This window comes from Superficieibacter sp. 1612_C1 (assembly GCF_015234305.1).
Taxonomy (GTDB): domain Bacteria; phylum Pseudomonadota; class Gammaproteobacteria; order Enterobacterales; family Enterobacteriaceae; genus Superficieibacter.
This window is the reverse complement of record NZ_JADGMI010000007.1, coordinates 65,385-85,674: the sequence shown is the minus strand read 5'-3', so window position 1 is coordinate 85,674 and position 20,290 is coordinate 65,385. Positions and strand designations below refer to the sequence as shown.

The following is a 20,290-nucleotide window of genomic DNA, read 5'->3' as shown; positions in this document are numbered from 1 at the left end:
AAAAAAGCCCGCTTAAGTGGCGGGCCTGGTATCTGTTTGCAAAGTGCAGACGTGATGATACAGCCCGTTAACAGGGAGTACGCCACCAACCGTGCAGAGTAAAAATGTCTTTCATCTCAGATACCTTTTCTTCGTGAACTTTCGTACTAGTTAACTAGTTCATGAAAATAATGTCAAGCGCTCATTTCAGAAAATCCTCGCCAGCCGTTATGATGGGCCGCGAAACACTTTTTATCTCTGACGGAGCCGTTTTTTGAGCGAGACCAATTACGCGATTATTTATGATCTGCACAGCCATACCACCGCCTCTGACGGCATGCTGTCGCCTGAAGCCCTCGTTCACCGCGCCGTTGACATGCGCATCGGTACGCTGGCCATTACCGATCACGACAGTATTGACGCGATCCCTGCCGCGCAGGCGGAAATTGCCCGCGCCGGGCTGGCGCTGCGGCTGATTACCGGCGTAGAGATTTCTACCGTCTGGGAAAATCACGAAATTCATATTGTCGGCCTGAATATTGATATCCACCATCCGCGAATGATCGCCTTTCTGGCGGAGCAAAAAGAACGCCGTCAGCAGCGCGCGAAACTTATCGCCGAGCGGCTGGAAAAAGCGCATATTCCCGGCGCGTGGGAAGGGGCGTTAGCACTGGCGGCGGGCGGCGCGGTCACCCGGGGCCATTTTGCCCGTTTTCTGGTGGAGGCGGGAAAAGCCGGTAATATGGCCGACGTCTTTAAAAAGTACCTTGCGCGCGGGAAAACCGGATACGTTCCTCCTCAGTGGTGTACAATAGATCAAGCTATTGATGTGATTCATCATTCTGGCGGTAAAGCGGTAGTGGCCCATCCGGGGCGCTACGATCTTTCCGCTAAGTGGCTGAAAAGACTGCTGGCGTACTTTGCCGAACGCGGCGGGGATGCGATGGAAGTCGCCCAGTGCCAGCAGGGACCCAATGAGCGCACGCAGCTTGCGGCTTATGCTCAGCAGTTCGGTCTGCTGGCCTCGCAGGGCTCGGATTTTCACCAGCCCTGCTCGTGGATCGAGCTTGGACGCAAGCTCTGGCTACCTGCCGGTGTGGAAGGCGTGTGGCATCAGTGGGAACAGCCGCAGAACACCGATTGAGAGGGAAGTATGAGTCAGTTTTTTTATATCCATCCGGATAACCCGCAGCCACGCCTGATCAATCAGGCGGTAGAGATTGTTCGTAAAGGCGGCATCATTGTCTATCCGACTGATTCCGGCTATGCGCTGGGCTGTAAAATCGAAGATAAAGGTGCGATGGAGCGTATTTGTCGCATTCGTCAACTGCCCAACGGCCACAACTTTACCCTGGTGTGCCGCGATTTGTCTGAGCTGTCGACCTATTCGTTCGTCGACAACGTGGCGTTTCGCCTGATCAAAAACAACACCCCGGGCAACTACACGTTTATCCTCAAAGGCACCAAAGAGGTGCCGCGTCGTCTGTTGCAGGAGAAGCGTAAAACTATCGGCCTGCGCGTTCCCTCTAACCCTATCGCGCTGGCGCTGCTTGAGACGCTGGGTGAACCGATGCTCTCCACGTCGCTAATGCTGCCGGGCAGTGATTTCACCGAGTCCGATCCGGAAGAAATTAAAGATCGTCTGGAGAAGGTGGTGGATCTGATTATTCACGGTGGCTATCTCGGCCAGCAACCGACGACGGTGATTGATTTGACCGATGATTCGCCGGTGGTCCTGCGCGAAGGCGTGGGCGACGTCAGCCCTTTTCTGTAATCAGCTTTTCAACGGCAGCGACATTTTCCCTGCCGTTTCGCTTTTCTGTTAAATAAACCCGCCATATCCCACTCACCGTTGCAAAAAAATGACGCGTCCCCGTCGTGGATTTTATGAGATATATCACAAAGTCCTGCCGTTATTTGAGCTAACTCACTTTTTTCTCCCTGCCTGAATAATTCATTTCCATTTGCCGAGGAAACTGCCTGTCAGTATCGGTTTAGAAAACGGTTTATTCTGTTCATCAGTCACTATACCGACGATGCAAATGGAGATAGCCACAGATGCTCATTGCGAAACAGAATATTTTTCTTAATCAGACGTTCAGTAATAAAAAAGAGATTTTCCATTTCCTCGCCCAACATGCGGTATCGCAGGGGTGGGCAAGCGATGCGGCCAAAATAGAGGCGGATTTCTGGGCGAGGGAAAACCAGTATTCAACGGGGTTCGAAAGTCAGATAGCAATTCCCCATGCCAAAACCGCCAATGTCTCTCAGGCCGGGGTGATTTTTATTCGCCTCATCAATCCGATCGACTGGGAAAGTCTGGATGCGCTTCCCGTTAAGATCGTATTTGGGCTGCTGGTGCCCGAGTCCGGCGCGAAGGTTCTTCACTTACAGATTATTAACAGTCTTGCCAGTCAAATCGTCGACGATGAATTCAGAGAGAAATTATTTTCTGCGTCAGACGAAGAGGAATTATTCCAGTTTATGCAATTGCGAATTCCAGTTCAGGAGGAAGCATGAATATTATCGGCGTCACGTCATGTATTGCCGGTCTGGCTCACACGCCAATGGCGGCAAAGTCGCTGGAGAAAGAGGGGTCACGGCTGGGACATACGGTAAAAATCGAACAGCAAGGCGCGATGGGGATCCTCAACAAAATTACGGCCCAGGAGGTTGCGGAAGCGGATTTTGTGATTATTGCAGCAGATCGCGCGATTGAAGAGGAGGAACGTTTTCACGGCAAAGTTATTATCCGGGTCAAAATTGGTCAGTGCGTGGGACACGCCGCCGAGGTCATCACTAAATGCGTGAGCGCAGTTGCCGCGCGAAATGCGTCAGGGAAGGGCAAATCATGAAAAAAACGCTGAATGAGATTAAAAATCATCTGATGACCGGCATTTCCTATGCGCTGCCGATCATTATCGCCGGTTCATTAATGGTGGCGGTGGCTAAAATTATTGGCCTGATGTTTGGTGAATCCAATCTGGATGCCTTTGCCGACAGTGAGGGAATTAAAAACTGGCTCTATTTAACCCAGGATATCGGTTTCAAAATCATCGGCCTGATGAACTATGTTCTGGGTGCCTATGTGGCATTCTCGATTGCCGGTAAAAAAGGGTTAGCCGCGGGCTTCACCGCCGGATTAATTGCCTCTCTGACCGGGTCGGGGTTTCTGGGCGCGATTTTAGGCGGCTTACTGGCGGGCTACTCTTCGGAATGGGTGGCGCGCAAAATCCGTATTGAAGGCTCGGCAGCCTCGTCGGTTCCGCTTATTATTCTGCCGTTTATTACCGTTGGTTTGCAGGTGCTGATTATGCGGCTCCTGCTGGGCGATATCCTGAGCTGGATTAATATCACCCTTATGGCGTGGGTGCAGTCCATGTCCGAGGATGGCACCAGCACCGTGCTCCTTGCGGCGGTGCTTGGCGGCATGATCTGCTTTGATCTGGGTGGGCCGGTAAATAAAGCCGCGTGGGGTACGGCGAACGTGCTTTTTCTCAGCGGCGTTTATTTGCCTGCCATTCTGGTCAACGTCGCCATTATTATTCCACCGCTCGGTTACGCGGCGGCGCGGTTTTTGCGCCCGAATAACTTTAGTCAGACGCTGAAAGAGGCGGGTAATGGGGCGGTGATCATGGGCATCCTCGGTATATCCGAAGGGGCGATTCCGTTCACCCTGAAAAACCCGGCGCGGCTTATTCCCATTAACGTATTAGCGGGAGTTCTTGGTGCAGTATGCGTTGCCCTGTTTAAAGCCTATCCCATTATGCCGCCGCTGGGCGGATTATACGGTGGTCTTACCGTCGGTAATCCCTGGGCCTATTTTATCGGTGCCCTGGTAGGCACTGCCGTTATCGCCATTGGCGCGAATATGCTGGTGAACTTTAACGATGATGAAGCGGAATCAACCGCCAAAGAAAGCGATGTGATGGAAGAGATCGACATTAAATTTGATTAACTCGCTGCGGCACAATGATAGGGAGTTTCTTATGAAGAATAAGACAGTACATATTTATAGTCACACTCACTGGGATCAGGAGTGGTATTTCACCTCGTCGCGCTCCAGGGTTTATCTTTTCAATCATGTTAAAAATGTCATCCGCATCCTGGAAAATAATCCTGATTTCCCCTGCTATTTGCTGGATGCGCAAAGCGCGCTGGTGGAAAGTTATCTCCAGTGGGCACCCGAAGATAGCACCAGATTATCGCAGCTGATCGCTGAAAAACGGTTGCTTGTCGGCCCGTGGTATACGCAAACCGATCAGCTGGTTGTCCATCAGGAATCGGTGGTGCGAAATCTCTGGTACGGGATGGAGATCGCCCGGGCGCATGGCGGGACGATGTTATTAGGCTACGTTCCCGACAGTTTTGGTCAGGGCGGTAACATGCCGCAGATTTATCGTCAGTTCGGCATCAGACATGCGCTGTTCTGGCGAGGCATAGCGGATAACACCCTGCACGAAACCGAGTTTTTCTGGCAGGGCGAGAATAGCGATCGGGTCTTTGCCGTACAGATGCCCTGGGGATACCACTACGGTGGTCTGCTTGATGAAACGCCTGAGACGATGGTGAGGTTTCTGAACAACAAACTGTCGCCGATTGAAGCGCGCAGCAATCGCACGCATCTGCTCTGGCCACACGGTTTCGATCAGGCTCCGGTCAGGGAAAATTTACCGCAGCTGGTGAAGCAATTTAATGAATGCGACGCGCAGCGGCACTATGTGATTGATAGCCCGCTGGCCTTTGTAGAGACGCTGGAAAACGAGGTCGGCGGTGATGCCCGCGTACTGCGGGGCGAATTGACCGAAGGTAAGCACTCGCGGATCCACAAAACCATTTTTTCATGCCGGGCGGATCTGAAACAGCTTAACAATGAAATTGAAGCCCTGCTGGTTAATACCCTCGAGCCGGTACTGGCGATAAGCCGCAGTCTGGGAAATGAGTATCCTGCCCGTATCGTTGCCGATATCTGGAAACTGATGTTTTTTAACGCGGCACACGACAGCATCGGTGGCTGTAATAGCGATGAAACCAACCAGGATGTGCGCTTCCGCTACAAGCAAGCCCGCGATTTAGCCACTCATCTGCTGGAGATGCATACGCGCCTGATCAGCATCCGCATCCCACGGGAACATGATTTTACTTTCACGGTGTTTAATCCGCTAACCCACCCGTCATCGCCACAGATCACCTTTGAAGCCTGGCTGCCGGGCATCCCCTTTACGCTTCGCGATGCCGCGGGCAGGGCGCTGCCATACGTTATTGAGGAGCAACAGGATCTGACGGACTATGTGTTAAATCAGACAATCAGGCTTAACCCCGGAGAGGCCTGGCATCGGCCTGAAAAAGTGTTCCGCACGCGCCTGACGGTCGATAGCCGCGAGCTTCCCGCCCTCGGTTACACCCGCTGGCATCTGGATTTTAGTGGCGACGGCGCACGTCAGGTGGTTACCGACCGCCCCCGCAGCATCGACAACGCGTACTATCGCATTGACGTGGAAGATAATGGCCTGCTCACCATCGTGTATAAGCCAACCGGCAAGCGTTACGCGCGTCAAATGTGCTTTGTCGACAATGGCGATGACGGGGATTCCTATAACTACTCGCCACCGCGTAAAGATATGATCATCACTTCCGAAGGTTGCCTGGTCAACCAGCGCTGTCAGCGAAGTGATTTGCAGCAGTCGCTAAGGCTTGAGTATGTGCTCCGTGTGCCGGAAGATCTTGCGCAGCGGGCGAAAGGCAACGCGACGGCAGAAATGCACATCTCGGTGAACGTCTCCCTGCAACACGACGACCTGATCCGCTTCAGTGTTGATGTCGATAACAACGTGCTAAGCCACCGGCTCTGCGTGCATTTTGCTACCGATATTATGGCGAAAATGTCCTGCGCCGATCAGCTTTTCGGCGCGGTAAAACGGCCGGTCGAATACCGTCCCGCGCTTGAGGTCTGGGAGGACGAACACTGGCAGGAGAAACCTGTTGCCATCGAACCTATGCAGAGCTACGTCAATGTGCATGATGATGAGCATGGTTTTAGCCTCCACACTAACGGAGTGCGTGAGTATGAAATTGTCGGCGAGCATTACGACACGATTGCCATCACCCTGTTCCGCACTTTTGGCTTTATGGGCAAAGAAAATCTGCTCTACCGTCCAGGTCGCGCGTCGGGCGAAACCGTGGTCGAAACCCCGGACGCGCAACTGCCGGGCAAACGCTCGTTCACCTTCGCCTGGCGGATATACCACGGTACGTTTACGGCGTCGCAATCGGCCTGCGTCTCTAAAACCTGGCTGACCACCTTTCCGGTGTGGCAGGACAGCGACTTCCTCAACGGTCGCCTGCGCTTCTGTCTTAGCGATGTTGAACGCGACTACCCCGTGGAATACAGCCTGCTCACGCTGCCGTGTGGGCCGGATGATGCGCTGGTCAGCACGGTCAAATGCGCGGAGCAGGGACCGGGTTATATCCTGCGCTTCTATAATCCCAACCTGGATCGCGTAGTGCGAATTCCACCCGTCGCTAAGGCGCAAAACGTGATGCTGGATGAGAGAACGCCAATGGCGGAAAAAGCGGTTCTCAACCCTGCCGATGTTCAGACGTGCTATGTCGAAATAGAGTGAAGACAAAATGAGACGGTTTAGCCATAAGCGGATCAGAGATATTTTTATTCAGGTTGTGAAAGGGAACGTCACCCAGGCATCCCTTGCCCTGCAAATGAATGTGTCGACACGCACCATTCGCAGCGATCTGAAAGAAATTAACGCTCTCCTTTGCGCCTCTGGCAACCGTCTTATTTACGATCGAAAAAAGGGCGTACTCATTCAGGTGGATGACGAGGAGAATCTGGCACGCCTGGTGGATGACGCGCACCGTCCCTGGAAGGACATTCGTTCCGCCAGCGAGCGGCGGCGCGCGTTACTTACCGCGCTGCTGGCGCAAAGCCACGGCCTGTCGCTCGCCGCGCTGGAGGCCGAGTGGTTTATCAGCATCTACAGCCTCAGAAATGATATTTCCTTACTGAAGCGCCATTTTGCCCTGTATGAGATAACGATTATTGCAGAAGGTGGGGACTGCTTCCGTCTGGAGGGAAGCGAACTGTCGCTTCGGCGTTGCCTTTACGAACATCTGCTGAGCGCCCGCGAGGCGGAAGAGGAATATCAGGATATTTTTTGTTCGCCTGTCACCATGCAGGAGATCAAAAAAATCCTCAGCCACTATTTTTCGGGGCATGGCTTTATATTCAGCGACGTTAATCTGCGTTTTTTTACCCTGATGTGCGGGATTATCCGCGAGCGTATACAGCATGAGCACTGGCTTTTTGACTATGACTTTGCGCACTGCGAACCTGGATGGCGCAGCGCGGCGGGCGAACTGTTACCCCTGTTGTTAGCCGAACCGCAGAAAACGCTGCCAGAGGGCGAAATTCATTTTCTGGCGATGAACCTTGCTGCCTTCTGTACGGCGCTGCCCGACCATATGGAAGAGGTAGGGTTTTACGACACCGAGCGGGTTGTGATGCACCATTTCCTCAGTTATATCAGCACGGCGTGGTTCTGCGAGGTTAACTATGATGAGGCGATGCGTAAAAATCTTCTTAATCATATTAAAGCGATGCGCATCAGAATCAATAATGGCATTACGATCGTCAACCCGCTGATCGAGCAGATTAAACGCCATTACCCGCTGATGTATGAAATGACGCTGGCGGCCTTCAGCGAACTGGAGCACTTTTTCACCGCCACCATCAATGACGATGAGATCGGCTATCTGGTGATGCATATTGGGGCGATCCTCGATACGCCTGGTTATGGCTCGGCGAATGAGAAAATTAGCGCTCTGGTGGTCAGCGATCAGGGCATGGCATCAACCCGGCTGGTTTGCCAAAAGATTGTTAAGGCCTATGCAGATATCACTATTTCGCAATGTCTGTCCGTGGAGCAGTATCACGCACTGGCCTCAATCGAAGAAGATATCGTCATTAGTATGGCCCCTATTGAAGAAAAAAACCGGCAGGTAATTAGTCTGAGTCCGCTGCCTGAGCGGTGGGAACTGGAAAAGATAAAATATTATCTGCTGGCGGATAACGTCACTCCGGTGACCATGTTGAATTATTTTTCGGCTGAGCATTTTTTTATTATGGCGGAGGCGGATTACAGTAAAGAGAGTGTTATCCAGCTATTATCAACGCACCTGAGAATAAAAGGGAAGGTGGATGAACATTACCTGCCCTCGGTGCTGGAACGCGAGGCCCGCGCCTCAACGTTACTCGATGAAAAGCTCGCTATCCCGCACCCGCTGGGGCTGGTGGCATTAAGTACCATGGTGACCGTAGCTATATTTCCGCAGGGCATTGAATGGGACCCCGGTAAAACAGTAAAGCTGGTTTTTATGCTGGCCATCAGCGAGGATGCGTTTATTGACAGTATGCATATCTATGATTATTTAACCAATATACTGGACAACGACGTAATAGACCGACTCAGTCAATGTACAACCTGGACGGAATTTATGGCGATCTCGCAAAAGTATTTTTTATAGGCCGGGACATCTGGCGATATAATTGCCTTAAATACCCTGTTTTTATCGGCAACATAAAAGAGGTTACAATGGCGTGAAAAGTGCGTATAATGGCACGCATTAAATCAAGCTAATTTATTGATTTTAAAAGACTTTAACTATCCAGCCGACGCCTGGGAAGGCGACACCTAAAGGAAAGCTCTATGAGCGAAAAGCTACAAAAAGTGCTGGCGCGTGCCGGCCACGGCTCCCGTCGTGAAATCGAATCCATCATTGAAGCCGGACGCGTTAGCGTGGACGGTAAAATTGCCACCCTCGGCGATCGCGTTGAGGTGACTCCCGCGTTAAAAATTCGCCTTGATGGTCATCTTATTTCGGTAAAAGAATCCGCCGAACAAATTTGTCGCGTGCTGGCGTATTACAAGCCGGAAGGTGAGCTATGCACCCGTAGCGATCCGGAAGGCCGTCCAACCGTATTTGACCGCCTGCCGAAGCTGCGCGGCGCGCGCTGGATTGCCGTAGGTCGTCTGGACGTCAACACCTGTGGTTTGATGTTATTCACCACCGACGGTGAACTGGCGAACCGCCTGATGCACCCAAGCCGTGAAGTGGAACGCGAATATGCTGTGCGCGTATTCGGCCAGGTCGATGACGCGAAAGTGCGCGATCTAGGTCGCGGTGTGCAGCTGGAAGACGGTCCGGCAGCGTTTAAGACCATTAAATTTAGCGGCGGCGAAGGCATCAACCAGTGGTATAACGTCACGCTGACCGAAGGCCGTAACCGTGAAGTGCGTCGCCTGTGGGAAGCAGTTGGCGTGCAGGTTAGCCGCCTGATCCGCGTGCGCTACGGTGATATTCCGCTGCCGAAAGGTCTGCCGCGCGGTGGCTATACCGAGCTGGATTTGCCGCAGACCAACTATCTGCGTGAGCTGGTGGGCCTGAAGCCAGAAACCGAATCCAAAGTGGCGGTGGAGAAAGATCGTCGCCGGATGAAAGCGAACCAGATCCGCCGGGCAGTAAAACGCCACAGCCAGGTGGGCGGCGGTCGTCGCTCTGGCGGCACGCGCAGCAACGGTTAAATCCTGTGGCCCGTGGCATCACGCTGCGGGCCAGTTTTGTCAGTAGTCTATTCCCATCTGCGCTTTAATCCCCGCATCAAAAGCATGCTTCACCGGACGCAGTTCGCTGACGGTGTCGGCTATCTCCAGAATATCCCGATGACACCCGCGACCGGTGACGATCGCCGTTTGATGTAACGGGCGAGCGCGAAGCGCGTTAAGCACCTCCTCCAGCGGCAGATAATCATAGGCCACCATGTAGGTCAGTTCATCCAGCAGCACCATATCCAGCGAGTCGTCGGCGAGCATACGCCGGGCGTGTTGCCAGACCTCAAGACAGGCGGCGGTATCGGCAGCGCGATCCTGTGTATCCCAGGTGAAACCGGTCGCCATCACCTGAAACTCAACGCCGTGCGGCTCCAGCAAATTGCGCTCGCCGTTGGGCCAGGTGCCTTTAATAAACTGCACCACGCCAACTTTTTTTCCGTGGCCGATGGCGCGGGTAGCCGTGCCGAAGGCGGCGGTCGTTTTGCCCTTACCATTACCGGTGTAGACGATAATAATGCCGCGTTCATCCTGCGCCGCGGCCACGCGGGTATCAACCTGATCTTTCACCCGTTGCTGGCGCTGCTGATAGCGTTGTTCACTCATTGTGATATTCCCGGTTTGCGCCCCGGCTGGGCATCGAAGGTCATGCCGGTTTTACGGCGGCTGTCATCGCCCATCAACCACAGATACAACGGCATAATATCGGCAGGCGTTTTCAGTTTGAGCGGATCTTCACTCGGAAATGCGCTGGCACGCATACCGGTACGCGTTCCGCCAGGGTTGATGCAATTCACACGCAGCGGCGCGTTTTGATACTCCTCCGCCAGCACCTGCATCATGCCTTCAGTGGCAAATTTTGAGGCGGCATACGCCCCCCAGTGCGCACGACCCTGACGGCCAACGCTTGAAGAGGTAAATACCAGCGAACCGGCTTCGGATTTAAGTAATAAAGGAAGCAATGCCTGAGTCAGCATAAACGTGCCGTTGACGTTAACCTGCATCACCTGCTGCCAGACTTCCGGTTTTTGCTCGCTCATCGGGGCCACGTCGCCCAGCAGACCGGCATTGTGCAGTACGCCATCAAGACGGGGGTAGTGCACTGCGATTTTTTCCGCCAGTTGCTGACAGGCCTGCGGCGTACAGGTCAACAGATCCAGGGTAAACCACGCCGCGGGTATGCCGCCTTCCTCCGTAATGCATCCGGCAACGGCACGCAGTTTTTGCTCATTTCGCCCGAGGAGGATCACTCTTGCCCCATAGCGGGAGTAGGTCAGCGCCGCTTCACGACCGATGCCGTCGCTGGCCCCGGTGACGAGGATGATATGGTTTTGTAGTAAGTCGCGTTGCGGTTGGTAGTGCACGACGTTTCTCCTGCTTACGGCGGGTCATAAAAGGGGTTTATGCCTTAAAAAGCGCGTGAATTCAATCGGCCAGAGGGAGAGCATGCTGCCTCATTCACACTTTGCAACCATTTCATTCGCGGGGACATTTTTCTGAAGCCGCCTCGCAACGAGAACTGACGACCCGAGACGAGGCGGAAAGGGTGTTGTACACTGGGGCCAGACGTTAAATGATTTTAACCAAGGTGGAAGCGTGGAATTACTCTCTCAATATGGCCTGTTTTTGGCAAAGATTGTCACGGTGGTCGTGGCGATAGCCGTTATTGCGGTACTGATTGTCAATCTGACGCAGCGCAAACGTCAGCGTGGGGAATTGCGCGTAACGAATCTCAGCGAGCAGTACAAAGAGATGCAGGAAAATATGTCAGCGTCACTGCTTGATGAGCATCAGCAAAAACAGTGGCATAAAGCGCAAAAGAAAAAGCGTAAGCAGGAAGCGAAAGCCGCCAAAATGAAGGCCAAGCTGGGCCAGGATACCGCTTCCGGCAAACCGCGCGAATGGGTGCTGGATTTTAAAGGCAGTATGGACGCCCACGAAGTGAACTCGCTGCGTGAAGAGGTGACCGCCGTACTGTCTGTCGTTAAGCCGGAAGACCAGGTGGTTTTACGTCTTGAAAGTCCGGGCGGTGTGGTACACGGCTACGGGCTTGCGGCTTCTCAGTTACAGCGAATTCGTGACCGGCAGATCCCGCTGACGGTGGCAGTGGATAAAGTGGCAGCCAGCGGCGGCTACATGATGGCCTGCGTGGCAGATAAAATTGTCAGCGCGCCCTTTGCGATTATTGGTTCTATCGGCGTGGTGGCCCAGGTGCCTAACTTCAACCGCTTCCTCAAGAGCAAAGACATTGATATCGAACTGCATACCGCAGGCCAGTACAAGCGCACCCTGACCCTGCTCGGTGAGAATACCGAAGAAGGGCGACAGAAATTCCGCGAAGATCTGAACGAAACGCATGTGTTGTTTAAAGATTTCGTTAAGCGGATGCGCCCGACGCTGGACATTGAGCAGGTGGCAACCGGTGAACACTGGTACGGCACCCAGGCGCAGGGCAATGGTCTGGTCGACGCCGTGAGTACCAGCGATGAACTGCTGCTGGGGCTGATGGAAGGGCGAGAAGTATTGAACGTCCGCTTCCTGCAACGTAAAAAACTGATGGACCGCTTTACCGGCAGCGCGGCAGAGAGTGCCGATCGTCTGCTGCTGCGCTGGTGGCAGCGTGGGCAACAGCCTTTGAACTGATGGTCAGGCCGGGCGGCATTCGCTGCCCGGCGCATTTAGACCGCACTAATCGACCAGGTGATATTTCTCTGACAGCTCATGCGCCAGGTATTTAAACATGTTAAATACCGCGGTGCTTTTGCCGGTCGGCAGGCCCTGCTCATCAAGATAATACTCGCCGCTGAATACCAGCACGCCGTTACGCTGGGTCACCCCCGTGGCTTCGATGCCCGCCATCGTATCTTCATGCTCGCGGATAAGCTGATTTGCTTTTGCCAGCAGCGTCTGACGATCGATAGGTTGAGTTTCACTTTTCATTTTTTACTCCTTAGCAAACTGGCGATAGTCTACGTCCTGCGCGGCTCGCGGGCAAATATTCCCCCAGAAAAACAGGGGGATCCTCAGCGCTATCGGCTGGCGGGATTTGTTTTTGCATGCTAATAAAGTTGCGTAACGTATTTTATCAGGTACAGTGAGACCCTTTCGATAATCTGGCAACAGATTTGCTTGACATTCGACCGAAAGTTCGTCGTGCTATATCACCGTAGCTTAGAAAAGCGATGTAACTCAGCCACCTGTGACAACGTTCGTTTCAGGCTGTTGGGCTGAGGGGTTGATCTCTGCTGGACGAGTCGCAATATCAACGGCTCATTGTCTTCAGTACGTGAATCAACGTGCGATGTATTCCTGGAAGAATCAAATTAGGTAAAGGTGAATATGGGTAAAGCTCTCGTTATCGTTGAGTCCCCGGCAAAAGCCAAAACGATCAATAAGTATCTGGGTAATGACTACGTGGTGAAATCCAGCGTCGGTCATATCCGCGATTTGCCGACCAGTGGCTCAGCCGCCAAAAAGAGCGCTGACTCTGCCTCCACCAAAACGGCCAAAAAGCCCAAAAAGGATGAACGCGGCGCGCTCGTCAACCGCATGGGGATTGACCCGTGGAATCACTGGGAGGCGCAGTATGAAGTGCTCCCGGGGAAAGAAAAGGTTGTCGCTGAACTGAAACAACTGGCTGAAAAAGCCGACCACATCTATCTCGCAACCGACCTTGACCGCGAAGGGGAAGCCATTGCCTGGCACCTGCGGGAAGTGATCGGTGGAGATGACAAACGCTACAGTCGTGTGGTGTTTAACGAAATTACCAAAAATGCGATCCGCCAGGCGTTTGATAAGCCTGGTGAGCTGAATATCGATCGTGTTAACGCTCAGCAGGCGCGTCGTTTTATGGACCGCGTGGTGGGCTATATGGTCTCTCCGCTGCTGTGGAAGAAAATCGCCCGTGGCCTGTCGGCCGGACGTGTTCAGTCCGTCGCCGTGCGTCTGGTGGTTGAGCGTGAGCGTGAGATCAAAGCGTTTGTCCCGGAAGAGTTCTGGGAAGTAGATGCCAATGTTGCTACCCCAGGCGGCGATTCTCTGCCGCTTCAGGTGACGCATCAGAATGACAAACCGTTCCGTCCGGTAAACCGCGAGACCACCATGGCGGCGGTCAGCGTGCTGGAAAAAGCCCGCTACAGCGTGCTGGAACGGGAAGATAAACCGACCAGCAGCAAGCCCGGCGCGCCGTTTATCACCTCCACGCTGCAACAGGCGGCGAGTACCCGTCTGGGCTACGGGGTGAAAAAAACCATGATGCTGGCGCAGCGTCTGTATGAAGCGGGCTATATCACCTATATGCGTACCGATTCTACCAACCTGAGTAAGGATGCGGTGGAGATGGTACGCGGCTACATTGGCGATACGTTTGGCAAAAAATACTTGCCTGCGGACCCGAATCAGTACGCCAGTAAAGACAACTCTCAGGAAGCGCACGAAGCCATTCGTCCTTCCGATGTAGCGGTTGAAGCGGACGCCCTGAAAGACATGGAAACCGACGCGCAGAAGCTGTATCAGCTGATCTGGCGTCAGTTCGTGGCCTGTCAGATGACGCCTGCGCAGTACGATTCCACCACGCTAACTGTAAAAGCCGGTGATTTCCGCCTGAAAGCGCGCGGTCGTATCCTGCGTTTTGACGGCTGGACCAAAGTCATGCCTGCGCTGCGTAAGGGTGATGAAGATCGTATTCTGCCTGCGGTTAATCAGGGCGATGAGCTGTCGCTGATCGATATCATCCCGGCACAGCACTTTACCAAGCCGCCGGCACGCTTTAGCGAAGCCTCGCTGGTTAAAGAGCTGGAAAAACGCGGTATCGGTCGTCCGTCGACCTATGCCTCTATTATTTCCACCATCCAGGATCGTGGCTATGTGCGGGTTGAAAGCCGCCGTTTTTATGCCGAGAAGATGGGTGAGATTGTTACCGACCGCCTGAAGGATAATTTCCGCGAGCTGATGAATTTCGATTTCACCGCGCAAATGGAAGACCGGCTCGATCAGGTCGCCCGCCACGAAGCCGAATGGCAGAAGGTGCTGGATATCTTTTTTGCCGAGTTCAGCGAACAGCTTCAGACAGCAGAGAAAGATCCGACTGAAGGGGGCATGCAGCCCAATCAGATGGTGCTGACCAGCATCGACTGTCCGACCTGCGGTCGTAAAATGGGTATTCGTACCGCCAGCACCGGCGTTTTCCTCGGCTGTTCCGGCTATGCGCTGCCACCGAAAGAGCGCTGCAAAACCACCATTAACCTGGTGCCGGAAAACGAAGTTCTCAACGTGCTGGAAGGCGACGATGCGGAAACCAACGCGTTACGCGCTAAACATCGCTGCCAGAAATGCGGCACCGCGATGGACAGCTACCTGATCGATCCGAAACGCAAACTGCATGTCTGTGGTAACAACCCGACCTGCGACGGTTATGAGATCGAAGAGGGCGAGTTCCGCATCAAGGGGTACGACGGCCCGATTGTTGAGTGTGAAAAATGCGGATCTGAAATGCACCTGAAGATGGGGCGTTTTGGCAAATACATGGCCTGCACCAACGAAGAGTGTAAGAACACGCGTAAGATCCTGCGTAACGGCGAAGTGGCTCCGCCGAAGGAAGATCCGGTACCGCTGCCGGAACTGCCGTGCGAGAAATCGGACGCCTACTTTGTTCTGCGTGACGGGGCGGCTGGCGTCTTCCTCGCGGCCAACACCTTCCCGAAATCACGCGAAACGCGTGCGCCGCTGGTGGAGGAGTTGTACCGCTTCCGCGATCGTATGCCGGAGAAACTGCGGTATCTGGCCGATGCGCCCCAGCAGGATCCTGAAGGCAACAAAACGGTCGTCCGTTTCAGCCGTAAGACTAAACAGCAGTATGTTGCGGCTGAGAAAGAGGGCAAAGCGACCGGCTGGTCGGCCTTTTTCATCGATGGTAAGTGGGTGGAAGGGAAGAAGTAACTCTCAGTATCTCGCTGTAAACTCTCTCAAAAGGGCCGCTTGTCGGCCCTTTTATATTTCTCATTATTATTTTTTAATCATATCTATACAGTGTGGCTATAAATGATATAGTGGTTATAGTTAGCTCCTTTTTTAGTCTTAAATCGTCTTAAGCGATTGACCCTGCGTTTACCGGGATGGCGCGTCATGAAACTACAACAGCTTCGCTATATCGTTGAGGTGGTCAACCACAATCTCAACGTCTCTTCCACGGCGGAAGGGCTTTATACCTCGCAACCTGGCATCAGTAAGCAAGTCCGGATGCTGGAGGATGAGCTGGGGATCCAGATTTTTGCCCGCAGCGGTAAACATCTGACTCAGGTGACCCCCGCCGGTCAGGAGATCATCCGCATTGCCCGCGAAGTGCTGTCGAAGGTTGACGCCATCAAATCCGTTGCCGGAGAGCATACCTGGCCGGACAAAGGCTCGCTGTATGTTGCGACCACGCACACTCAGGCACGCTATGCATTGCCCGGAGTCATCAAAGGTTTTATCGAACGTTACCCGCGCGTGTCGTTGCATATGCATCAGGGATCGCCGACGCAAATTGCCGAGGCGGTATCGAAAGGCAATGCCGATTTTGCGATTGCGACCGAGGCGCTACATCTTTACGACGATCTGGTCATGCTGCCGTGCTATCACTGGAACCGCTCGATTGTGGTGACGCCGGAGCATCCGCTGGCCTCCAAATCTTCAGTCACTATCGAAGAACTGGCCCAGTATCCGCTGGTGACCTATACCTTCGGTTTTACCGGCCGTTCGGAACTGGATACGGCCTTTAACCGCGCCGGATTAACCCCGCGTATCGTGTTTACCGCCACCGATGCGGACGTTATCAAAACGTACGTCAGGCTGGGGCTGGGAGTGGGGGTGATTGCCAGCATGGCGGTGGATCCGGTATCCGACCCCGACCTGGTCCGCCTGGATGCGCACGGTGTCTTTAGCCACAGCACCACCAAGATTGGCTTTCGCCGCAGCACGTTCCTGCGCAGCTACATGTATGATTTTATTCAGCGCTTTGCCCCACATTTGACGCGCGACGTGGTCGATACTGCCGTGGCATTGCGTTCCAATGAAGACATTGAAGAGATGTTTAAAGACATCAAATTGCCTGAAAAGTGATCTATTGCTGACGATGGTCTCTCTTCATCGGAGAGGCCTTGTTGTTATTAAGCCTTATCTCCCCGCCTTTGCCCGCCCAAACTTAACAAAGTAGTAACAATTTTGTCATCCCGCCAGTTTGGCATTTCGATTATTTATTTCAGGTCAAAAGATTGAATAATTCCATTGATCCAGTGGGTAATTTCACTGGATTTTTTTGCGAATTTTGATTAGGATTTATCTCAATTAAGATTGCTTACGCCGATTGCTGGTGCTGAAAATGATAAGTAGTACCGATTTTACGAGGTTAGTCATGTCATCTGGGAGCGATCAGCCGAAAAGAGAGCCGGATCTCAAGCGCAAAGCGTGGCGGGCCGTCTTCGTAGGTTCGGCCCTGTTCTGGGTGGCGCTGGCGCTGCTAATCTGGAAATTCTGGGGTTAACTCAAACCCTGAATGTGCGTCTTTAATAACATTATAAAAATACACCACAGCAATATAAGCCCTGCCCGCAAGGACAGGGGCAACAAATCACTCTTATGGTGTAAAAGATGAATCACAATAGCGATACAAAATACTGGTCATGGCTGGGCGTCCTGTCGTTCTCTGTGCTCTTTTGGGCGCAACTGGCCTGGATGTTAACTTACTAATCTTCTAAGACCCGGCTTCTGCCGGGTTTTTCTTGTTCATTTCCCGCCGTTTATCAATTTGAGTTGTTATCAAAACGTTACGACATGTTTGTGTTATCTTTAATGCAACCCTGGAAAAAATCAGGGAATCGCAATCCCTGTCATTAAGGAGGAGCTATGTCGTTAACCCTACGCGAAGCCAGTAAGGATACATTAACGTTACAAGATAAAACCTGGCATTTTTACAGTTTGCCGCTGGCTGCAAAAGAAGTGGGAGATATTACCCGTCTCCCCAAGTCCCTGAAAGTGTTACTGGAAAACCTTCTGCGCTGGCAGGATGATGATTCTGTTACCGCCGACGATATTCACGCGCTGGCCGGATGGCTCAAAACTGGCCACGCCGACCGCGAAATTGCCTGGCGTCCCGCCAGGGTGTTAATGCAGGATTTCACCGGTGTTCCGGCGGTGGTGGATCTGGCTGCGATGCGCGAAGCCGTCAAACGCCTCGGTGGCGATACCGCTAAAGTAAACCCGCTTTCTCCTGTCGATCTGGTGATCGACCACTCGGTGACCGTCGATCATTTTGGTGATGATGATGCCTTTGGCGAGAACGTGCGCCTGGAAATGGAACGTAACCATGAACGCTACATCTTTCTGCGCTGGGGCCAGCAGGCCTTTAGCCGTTTTAGCGTCGTTCCGCCGGGCACCGGCATCTGCCACCAGGTCAACCTTGAGTATCTCGGAAAAGCCGTCTGGAGTGAGCTACAGGATAAAGAGTGGGTGGCCTATCCCGACTCGCTGGTCGGCACCGATTCCCATACCACGATGATCAACGGCCTTGGCGTGCTGGGCTGGGGCGTCGGGGGAATTGAGGCAGAGGCCGCGATGCTGGGTCAACCCGTCTCAATGCTGATCCCCGATGTGGTCGGTTTTAAACTGACCGGCAAGCTGAACGAAGGCATTACCGCCACCGACCTGGTGTTGACCGTCACCCAGATGCTGCGTAAGCATGGCGTGGTGGGTAAATTTGTTGAGTTTTACGGTGACGGGCTGGATTCCCTGCCGCTCGCCGACCGCGCCACAATCGCTAACATGGCTCCGGAATACGGTGCAACCTGCGGTTTCTTCCCGATTGACGGCGTGACCCTTGAATACATGCGTCTGAGCGGGCGCAGCGATGAGCAGGTTGAACTGGTTGAAGCCTACGCCAAAGCGCAGGGGATGTGGCGAAATACCGGTGACGAACCTGTGTTTACCAGCACCCTCGAACTGGATATGGGTGAGGTGGAAGCCAGCATGGCCGGGCCGAAACGTCCTCAGGATCGCGTGGCGCTGGGCAATGTCCCCAATGCGTTTGCCGCCAGCGCCGAGCTGGAAGTCAACACCTCGCATAAAGATCGCCAGGCCGTCGACTATACGCTGAACGGGCATCAGTATCAGTTGCCTGACGGCGCGGTGGCTATCGCCGCGATTACCTCCTGCACCAACACCTCCAACCCGAGCGTGCTGATGGCCGCAGGATTACTGGCGAAAAAAGCCGTTAAGCTCGGGCTGAAACGTCAGCCGTGGGTGAAAGCGTCGCTGGCTCCTGGTTCGAAAGTGGTCTCTGACTATTTAGCCCACGCACGTCTGACACCTTACCTTGATGCATTAGGCTTTAACCTCGTTGGCTACGGCTGTACCACCTGTATCGGCAACTCCGGTCCGCTGCCTGAACCGATTGAAGTGGCGATCAAGAAGGGCGATCTGACGGTCGGCGCTGTCCTTTCCGGCAACCGTAACTTTGAAGGGCGTATTCATCCGTTGATTAAAACCAACTGGCTGGCCTCGCCGCCGCTGGTGGTGGCCTACGCGCTGGCCGGAAACATGAACATCAATCTGACTACCGACCCGCTGGGCCACGATCGCAAAGGCGATCCGGTATACCTCAAGGATATCTGGCCGACCGGGCGTGAGATTGCCCGTGCGGTAGAAGAAGTCTCAACGGAGATGTTCCGCAAAGAGTACGCGGAAGTTTTTGAGGGCACGCCGGAATGGAAATCGATCCAGGTGGAAAGCTCGGATACTTACGGCTGGCAGAGTGATTCAACCTATATTCGCCTTTCACCTTTTTTTGAGGATATGCTGGCCGAGCCAAAACCGGTTGAGGATATCCACGGTGCGCGGATCCTGGCGATGCTTGGCGATTCGGTCACTACCGACCATATCTCTCCGGCGGGCAGCATTAAACCGGACAGCCCGGCAGGACGCTACCTGTTAAATCATGGCGTAGAGCGCCGCGAGTTTAACTCCTACGGTTCGCGTCGTGGTAACCATGAAGTGATGATGCGCGGCACGTTCGCCAATATCCGTATTCGCAACGAGATGGTGCCCGGCGTTGAAGGGGGAATGACGCGTCATCTGCCAGGGACCGAGGTGATATCAATCTATGATGCCGCAATGCGCTATCAGCAGGAAGGTACGCCGCTGGCAGTGGTTGCCGGGAAAGAGTACGGTTCCGGCTCCAGCCGTGACTGGGCGGCAAAAGGGCCGCGACTGCTTGGTATTCGCGTGGTCATCGCGGAGTCTTTCGAGCGTATTCACCGTTCTAACCTGATTGGGATGGGCATTTTACCGCTGGAATTCCCGCAGGGCATGACGCGTAAAACGTTGGGATTGACCGGGGAGGAGCGTATTGATGTGGCCGGTTTGCAGGACATCAAACCCGGCGCGGATATTGCGGTAAACCTGACGCGGGTGGATGGCTCGTCTGAGGTGATTCATTGCCGTTGCCGTATTGATACGGCGACGGAACTGACCTATTACCAGAACGATGGGATCCTGCACTACGTGATCCGTAATATGCTTAATTGACCGGCTGTGAAACTGCCCGGTGGCGCTGCGCTTACCGGGCCTACGATAATAGTGTAACTCGCTGATATTGTGGAGTTTGTAGGCCGGGTAAGGCGAAGCCGCCACCCGGCATTATCCGGTATGGGCGTCAG

17 protein-coding genes and 1 other annotated feature (1 of these 18 running past the window's edge) are annotated in these 20,290 nt (G+C 53.6%); of the genes, 14 read left to right on the top strand and 3 right to left on the bottom strand.

What is annotated here, in order from left to right; all coding sequences use genetic code 11:
* Positions 1–94 (bottom strand) — a sequence feature (Trp leader region) (it extends 2 nt beyond the left edge of the window).
* A gap of 159 nt (positions 95–253) precedes the next feature.
* The 8 genes from rnm (at position 254) to rluB (ending at position 9,578) form a co-directional block, all read left to right on the top strand.
* Complete coding sequence (gene rnm / locus INT84_RS21840) at positions 254–1,123, top strand: RNase AM (protein WP_194208439.1); 870 nt, start codon at positions 254–256, stop codon at positions 1,121–1,123.
* Positions 1,124–1,132: 9 nt separating this feature from the next.
* Positions 1,133–1,753 carry an L-threonylcarbamoyladenylate synthase gene (locus INT84_RS21835; RefSeq protein ID WP_176918186.1) on the top strand — a complete coding sequence of 207 codons (621 nt, stop codon included), beginning with the start codon at positions 1,133–1,135 and terminating at the stop codon, positions 1,751–1,753.
* A gap of 284 nt (positions 1,754–2,037) precedes the next feature.
* Positions 2,038–2,499 (top strand): PTS sugar transporter subunit IIA, encoded by a 462-nt coding sequence (locus INT84_RS21830; RefSeq protein ID WP_194208438.1) that lies wholly within the window; start codon positions 2,038–2,040, stop codon positions 2,497–2,499.
* Positions 2,496–2,834, top strand: a complete 339-nt coding sequence (locus tag INT84_RS21825) for a PTS fructose transporter subunit IIB (protein ID WP_194208437.1) — start codon at positions 2,496–2,498, stop codon at positions 2,832–2,834. Before INT84_RS21830 ends, INT84_RS21825 begins: the two co-directional genes overlap by 4 nt.
* Positions 2,831–3,937 (top strand): PTS fructose transporter subunit IIC, encoded by a 1,107-nt coding sequence (locus INT84_RS21820; protein ID WP_194208436.1) that lies wholly within the window; start codon positions 2,831–2,833, stop codon positions 3,935–3,937. Before INT84_RS21825 ends, INT84_RS21820 begins: the two co-directional genes overlap by 4 nt.
* Positions 3,938–3,968: 31 nt before the next feature.
* On the top strand, positions 3,969–6,602 hold the full coding sequence (gene mngB / locus INT84_RS21815) for a mannosylglycerate hydrolase (protein ID WP_194208435.1): 2,634 nt from the start codon (positions 3,969–3,971) through the stop codon (positions 6,600–6,602).
* 7 nt (positions 6,603–6,609) lie between these two features.
* Positions 6,610–8,520, top strand: coding sequence for a transcription antiterminator (locus INT84_RS21810; RefSeq protein ID WP_194208434.1), 1,911 nt, complete (start codon positions 6,610–6,612; stop codon positions 8,518–8,520).
* A gap of 182 nt (positions 8,521–8,702) precedes the next feature.
* On the top strand, positions 8,703–9,578 hold the full coding sequence (gene rluB, locus INT84_RS21805) for a 23S rRNA pseudouridine(2605) synthase RluB (RefSeq protein ID WP_194208433.1): 876 nt from the start codon (positions 8,703–8,705) through the stop codon (positions 9,576–9,578).
* 39 nt (positions 9,579–9,617) lie between these two features.
* On the opposite strand, the gene cobO is transcribed toward rluB, so the two are convergent.
* Together cobO and INT84_RS21795 are read right to left on the bottom strand one after the other, a co-directional pair.
* Entirely contained in the window at positions 9,618–10,208 is a 591-nt protein-coding gene (gene cobO / locus INT84_RS21800; RefSeq protein WP_194208432.1) for a cob(I)yrinic acid a,c-diamide adenosyltransferase, read from the bottom strand.
* Positions 10,205–10,966: a YciK family oxidoreductase gene (locus INT84_RS21795; protein ID WP_194208431.1), complete on the bottom strand. Its 762-nt coding sequence runs from the start codon at positions 10,964–10,966 to the stop codon at positions 10,205–10,207. Before INT84_RS21795 ends, cobO begins: the two co-directional genes overlap by 4 nt.
* Before the next feature lie 232 nt (positions 10,967–11,198).
* On the opposite strand from INT84_RS21795, the gene sohB reads away from it, so the two are divergent.
* Entirely contained in the window at positions 11,199–12,245 is a 1,047-nt protein-coding gene (gene sohB, locus INT84_RS21790) for a protease SohB (protein ID WP_194208430.1), read from the top strand.
* 45 nt (positions 12,246–12,290) lie between these two features.
* Here the strand turns inward: sohB and INT84_RS21785 are convergent, their stop codons facing one another.
* Positions 12,291–12,542: a YciN family protein gene (locus INT84_RS21785; protein WP_176918176.1), complete on the bottom strand. Its 252-nt coding sequence runs from the start codon at positions 12,540–12,542 to the stop codon at positions 12,291–12,293.
* Positions 12,543–12,941: 399 nt separating this feature from the next.
* Here INT84_RS21785 and topA point away from each other — a divergent pair, with 399 nt between their 5' ends.
* From topA to acnA, 5 genes are all read left to right on the top strand, one after another.
* Entirely contained in the window at positions 12,942–15,539 is a 2,598-nt protein-coding gene (topA, locus tag INT84_RS21780) for a type I DNA topoisomerase (protein ID WP_194208429.1), read from the top strand.
* A 186-nt stretch (positions 15,540–15,725) separates the two neighbouring features.
* Positions 15,726–16,700, top strand: coding sequence for an HTH-type transcriptional regulator CysB (cysB, locus tag INT84_RS21775; RefSeq protein WP_176918174.1), 975 nt, complete (start codon positions 15,726–15,728; stop codon positions 16,698–16,700).
* A gap of 292 nt (positions 16,701–16,992) precedes the next feature.
* Entirely contained in the window at positions 16,993–17,121 is a 129-nt protein-coding gene (locus tag INT84_RS21770) for a YmiA family putative membrane protein (protein ID WP_228066401.1), read from the top strand.
* A 107-nt stretch (positions 17,122–17,228) separates the two neighbouring features.
* Entirely contained in the window at positions 17,229–17,327 is a 99-nt protein-coding gene (gene ymiC, locus INT84_RS24285; protein ID WP_228066400.1) for a small membrane protein YmiC, read from the top strand.
* A 156-nt stretch (positions 17,328–17,483) separates the two neighbouring features.
* Positions 17,484–20,159 carry an aconitate hydratase AcnA gene (acnA, locus tag INT84_RS21765; protein WP_194208428.1) on the top strand — a complete coding sequence of 892 codons (2,676 nt, stop codon included), beginning with the start codon at positions 17,484–17,486 and terminating at the stop codon, positions 20,157–20,159.
* Positions 20,160–20,290: the final 131 nt, after the last annotated feature.

Excerpts from the sequence above, each read along its gene's own strand:
- topA (WP_194208429.1), top strand. The coding sequence starts at position 12,942 with ATGGGTAAAGCTCTCGTTATCGTTGAGTCCCCGGCAAAAGCCAAAACG.
- cysB (WP_176918174.1), top strand. The coding sequence starts at position 15,726 with ATGAAACTACAACAGCTTCGCTATATCGTTGAGGTGGTCAACCACAAT.
- INT84_RS21835 (WP_176918186.1), top strand. The coding sequence starts at position 1,133 with ATGAGTCAGTTTTTTTATATCCATCCGGATAACCCGCAGCCACGCCTG.
- mngB (WP_194208435.1), top strand. The coding sequence starts at position 3,969 with ATGAAGAATAAGACAGTACATATTTATAGTCACACTCACTGGGATCAG.
- INT84_RS21770 (WP_228066401.1), top strand. The coding sequence starts at position 16,993 with ATGTCATCTGGGAGCGATCAGCCGAAAAGAGAGCCGGATCTCAAGCGC.
- INT84_RS21830 (WP_194208438.1), top strand. The coding sequence starts at position 2,038 with ATGCTCATTGCGAAACAGAATATTTTTCTTAATCAGACGTTCAGTAAT.
- INT84_RS21785 (WP_176918176.1), bottom strand. The coding sequence starts at position 12,542 with ATGAAAAGTGAAACTCAACCTATCGATCGTCAGACGCTGCTGGCAAAA.
- ymiC (WP_228066400.1), top strand. The coding sequence starts at position 17,229 with ATGAATCACAATAGCGATACAAAATACTGGTCATGGCTGGGCGTCCTG.
- INT84_RS21810 (WP_194208434.1), top strand. The coding sequence starts at position 6,610 with ATGAGACGGTTTAGCCATAAGCGGATCAGAGATATTTTTATTCAGGTT.
- rluB (WP_194208433.1), top strand. The coding sequence starts at position 8,703 with ATGAGCGAAAAGCTACAAAAAGTGCTGGCGCGTGCCGGCCACGGCTCC.
- INT84_RS21820 (WP_194208436.1), top strand. The coding sequence starts at position 2,831 with ATGAAAAAAACGCTGAATGAGATTAAAAATCATCTGATGACCGGCATT.
- acnA (WP_194208428.1), top strand. The coding sequence starts at position 17,484 with ATGTCGTTAACCCTACGCGAAGCCAGTAAGGATACATTAACGTTACAA.
- INT84_RS21825 (WP_194208437.1), top strand. The coding sequence starts at position 2,496 with ATGAATATTATCGGCGTCACGTCATGTATTGCCGGTCTGGCTCACACG.
- cobO (WP_194208432.1), bottom strand. The coding sequence starts at position 10,208 with ATGAGTGAACAACGCTATCAGCAGCGCCAGCAACGGGTGAAAGATCAG.